Genomic DNA, 3,729 nt, shown 5'->3' on the forward strand with positions numbered 1-3,729 from the left:
CCGCCAACGGTCTTCAAGGTCGAAAAGGACAAGGCGTGGACGGATAAAGTTCATGACGCTCTGTGGAACAGCAAAACGATGAGTGTGACGAGTCGGATTTCCGCGAAGGCTTCGGAGTTTGTAGAATCTCTAGACGAATGGCTTGTTATCACGGATGCAACGAGCGAAGTGAGCGGCGACTTTCATTTAATAAGAGGAGAGATAGAATTCGATGAAAGGGTGTCAGGCGAGCAAAGGGAAAATGGCTGGGTCGAAACAAGAAAACTCAAAAAGCCGCAAGAGCGAGTGTGTGTAGTTGACTCCGCTTTGGCTGTAAATTTGTCCGAGTCAAACGTGCCAGGCGAGCCAAGGACCTTAGAAATAGACCCGGACGACGTAACGCCTCATGGAGCGAATGAGGCACTTTATATAGGTGTAGGCATTAGGCCGACAATAGATGTTATTGTCGAGACGGACTACAGCCTGTCCACCCAATCTATATCTAAGATCTACACAGACAGCGAAACAGGAATCGAAACAGATTTCGTTGTAGATATCACACAAGCCGAAGAATTTCCGTTTGATCGTTTTTTTCCTGGGTCCATGGCTAAATCATACGCCGCTCATGACATAGAAATAAAATTTATACACATTCTCCCCGATGGCTCGTCTGAGGTTTACATCAACATTAGGTCTGCTCTAGCTACAGGGTATGCGTCCTTGCTCGTATATAGAGAATATACCACTGGCGACCCAGTATATGAGCCTTTCCCAGAGATTGCAGATGACCACCAAAATGTCCTGCTCCAAGAAACACATCAGATCGAGCTTTTGGGCGAAACCATCGATGCGGAAATTTTATTGGCTTCATTTTTTGATGATGAGTTTGGGCCGCAAAGAATCGATCGGTTCGAGCTGGAGTTTGATTTTGAGGCGACCGAACTTTACACCTACCCCGAATGATTACCGAGGCAACCGAAATATATTCTTGAAGCGTATTGGTTAACTGATACAAGGTAAATTATGGCTAGGACTTTATATTTTGATCGCTCCATCTCCCGAATTTCCCGCATGGTGACTGGCAGAAACCAGCTCACTCCTACCGAAGTAGGTGAGATGGTAGTCGGCGACGTGGAGCCTCTTCGCATCGTGCTGGTAGGCCGCAACTTCGAGGGCGGTCTTGACCCGGCCAGCGGGGACGGGACGATCACACCAAAACTCGCGATTGGCGATTGCGCCGGGCCGACTGGTGGAAGCTATGACCTCACCGGATCAGGTGCAGTTTCGCTGCAATGGGATGCCATCCCGACCCCAAGCCAAATTGCAGGTATCACCGGATCGCTTGCCGCCGATATATCCGTTCGAGGGACGGCTGGGGAAATCTACAGCATCACCTTTTCGTCCGACCCGGGGCAAACCCTCGGAATCGCTAACAACGCGCTCACGCCTAACAGCACGGCCACAGCGGAGCAAGTGAAAGACTGGGACGGGACAAGCGAGATTTGGGTAGTCCGGCTAAAGGCGGGACCCTTGGCATTTTCCGATAATTTTTCCACGTTCGACGAGACCGCGACAGGAGGTGACAAAGGCTGGGAGGGGACGCTGTCTGTCGCTGTCATCGATATGTTTATCGCTGTATCGGAAAGTGGAGACAGTAGGATAGACTCAACCCTTGAGCTTGAACTTTCTGGGAGCATTGGGCCAGAGACAGTCACGCAGCAAAGTGTTTCGGTGCGCTGTGAGGTCATCGTCAACGGGCAAACGACGCAGCCGTTCGTTGCTTCGGCCCTTTACGCTAGCGACTTCGTCTCCGGGAAAACGATCTACGTGGACGGCAGCTCTGCGGTATCTACAGACACGCGGGGCAACCTGAGCAAATACAGCTATTTATTTCCATTTCAGACCGTGACAGCGGCAGAGGGAGCGGCAGCAGATGGAGACACAATTCTTGTTTTGCCCGGCGATTACAGCGCGGAGACGGCGTTGGGCGGGGTCGACGGTGTGACGTATCAGGGCATCGACGGTGCGATCCTGCCCGCGTTCTCGATTAACACGGCGATAACAGTTAAGGGCAGCGGACTGTGCCAGTCGATCAATTGTGGGAACTCTAGCACTGTCATTGATATGCCTGACATGGATGCTGTTGGTGATATTGTTTGCACTGGCGGCACTCTAACGGCTGGCAATGCTGGCGGTAGTATTGTTTGCGATAACGGCACTCTAACGGCTGGCAATGCTGGGGGTATTATTTATTGCGATGACGGCAATCTAACGGCTGGCAATGCTGGGAGTGGTATTTATTGCGATAACGGCAATCTAACGGCTGGCAATGCTGGCGGTAGTATTTATTGCGATGGTGGCAATATAACAATTCGCAATGCAGACCAGTCGACTGATGGCGTTTCAGATCCGCCCATCGTTCTCTCTAACGCGGGGTCACTCACGATTGAAAATAGCCGCCATGAATCGACGGAATTAGACGGCACGGTGGTTTCTCTTTCAGACAACTGGTCCGGCTCGCTCAAGATATTCAACAGCCGCCTGAAAGCCACCAACGCCGACACCAACAGCGCGACAACGGGCATCAGCTACGGCACAGGTGTCACAGGGACCGTGCAGCTTGATGGGGTCATCATCGAGACCGCAGAGGACGGCACAGGCGTAGCAAAGTGTATTGACTCACCTGATACGCAAACAGTGCGCATAGGCTCCGATCTGGTCGCAACTCATGACGTGGATGCAAACATTACGCCTTCAGGCGGAGACCTGATGCTGGACTCGAACATAACCGCATAATTTTATGGCTACAAAACGATTCAACTCTGACCTGGAATTTCAAGACCCCGCTCAAGTGCGCGGCGAACTGGATGTAGAATCCACCACCCAGCTCGACGCCCGCGAAGCGCAGCTAACGGCCGCCCGCATCGCAGCCGACAACCGCAGGGCCTTTGCGGGGGGTGTGGCGTTAGATGGAGGGCAGAGTGAGTTTGCTGAAATTGGCGATGAGTTCTCGTTACTCAATGGAGATAAGACAGTTTCGTTTTGGGCAAAGACAATTCATACCAATAATGATGTTATCGCCTACGGTGGATGGACTACTTCAGGTTGGGGAGTTCTTTTACGTAACTCCGGATTTTTTATTAACCTTAAATCGAATTCAGGAGATTATTATGCAGTTAGCACGTCTAATGACTACACGGACGGGGTTTGGCGACATTACTCTATTACATTTGAGGATATTCTTGGCACTCCTGTTATTTCATTGCTGGTTAATGGAGAAGTGGTGCCGCTTTCGGTTGATGTTCCAAAAACGGGAACTTACACAGAAGTCTATAATCACGGATTGATCGGGGCAAGGTTTGCTGGTAGTTCGATAAATTTTGTCAGCTCAAGTAAATTTGAGCTAAGAAATACCTCCATTTTCAACCGCGCCCTGTCCGCCACCGAAGCCGCCGCAATCGCAGAGCAGGGCATCGAGGCGTGGCTGGCGGAGCATCCTGAGAATAAGTGGGGCAGACCAGAGCTAATCACAAACGGCAACTTTGCGGACTTCACAGGCACCGCAGATGACCAAACCAACGATTCATTTACGGGTTGGACAATACTCAACGAGACGGGTGGCGCTAACTACGTTGATGCAATCACAGATTCTTTACCGAGTGGTTTTACCACTGCCGTAGAGTTACGGCGTGATTCTGGTCAACTAAACCCCATTGTCACTCAGGAAATCGACGTGAGTGGGGTCAGCGG

3 protein-coding genes are annotated in these 3,729 nt (G+C 51.1%); all 3 read left to right on the top strand.

The annotated features are described in order from the left end of the window. On the top strand, positions 1 to 942 hold a 942-nt coding region (locus tag LCF60_RS23755), incomplete at its 5' end, for a hypothetical protein (RefSeq protein WP_292295006.1). Positions 943 to 1,050: 108 nt separating this feature from the next. Then, on the top strand, positions 1,051 to 2,775 hold the full coding sequence (locus LCF60_RS23760) for a hypothetical protein (protein WP_292295007.1): 1,725 nt from the start codon (positions 1,051 to 1,053) through the stop codon (positions 2,773 to 2,775). 4 nt (positions 2,776 to 2,779) lie between these two features. Then, positions 2,780 to 3,729, top strand: a 950-nt coding sequence (locus tag LCF60_RS23765; protein WP_292295008.1) for a LamG-like jellyroll fold domain-containing protein, incomplete at its 3' end; no start/stop codon positions are given.

The sequence above is a fragment of the Marivita sp. genome (assembly GCF_020055635.1).
Lineage (GTDB): Bacteria > Pseudomonadota > Alphaproteobacteria > Rhodobacterales > Rhodobacteraceae > Marivita.